Genomic DNA, 592 nt, shown 5'->3' on the forward strand with positions numbered 1-592 from the left:
ATTGTAGAAAAGGCCGGTTGCCCCTTGCAAAAGAACGTCTTCTCATCGGCGGATCTGCCGCCGCATCTGGATCATCGCGCACGCTTCGCGCTCTGGCAGGACATCCATGTCGCCGAGATATGGTCGGTCGAATACACGATTTCGGAGAGACTGTCGTTCGAAGCCGCGATCGAAGCCACCGCTGTCGGCTCGCTGGTGCTTGGGCAGATGGCCGGGACGATCCGTCATGCCAGCCGCAAGGCGGGCAATATCGCCGCCGACGGTCGCGACGGCTATCTGCTGCTGGTGAACAATGGCGATACGGTGCTCAGCGGCACGCAGATTGGCCGCGATTATCACGTCGGCAAAGGCGAGGCCGCACTGGTCTCGGCTTCGGAAGCGTTGCAGATGACCGGCGGCGACAGCAATGTCTGGGCCAATGTGGTGCTCCCTCGTGCCGTGCTGGAAAATGCCTTCGCTCATATCGAGGATCGGCTGGCGTTGACCGTTGGAGCCGACAATGAGGCGCTCGGCATGCTCAAGCGCTATTGCAGCTTCCTGGAAGCAGGCCCGGCGCTGGTCTCGCCCGACCTCATCGGCCACGCCACCGAAA

The 592-nt window shown here is 62.0% G+C and carries 1 pseudogene; it reads left to right on the top strand.

From position 1 onward, the window contains the following. Positions 1 to 24 precede the first annotated feature (24 nt). Positions 25 to 592: pseudogene (locus EN939_RS37095) on the top strand (AraC family transcriptional regulator); the annotation flags it as partial.

This window comes from Mesorhizobium sp. M7A.F.Ca.CA.002.05.1.1 (assembly GCF_003998335.1).
Classification (GTDB): Bacteria; Pseudomonadota; Alphaproteobacteria; order Rhizobiales; family Rhizobiaceae; genus Mesorhizobium.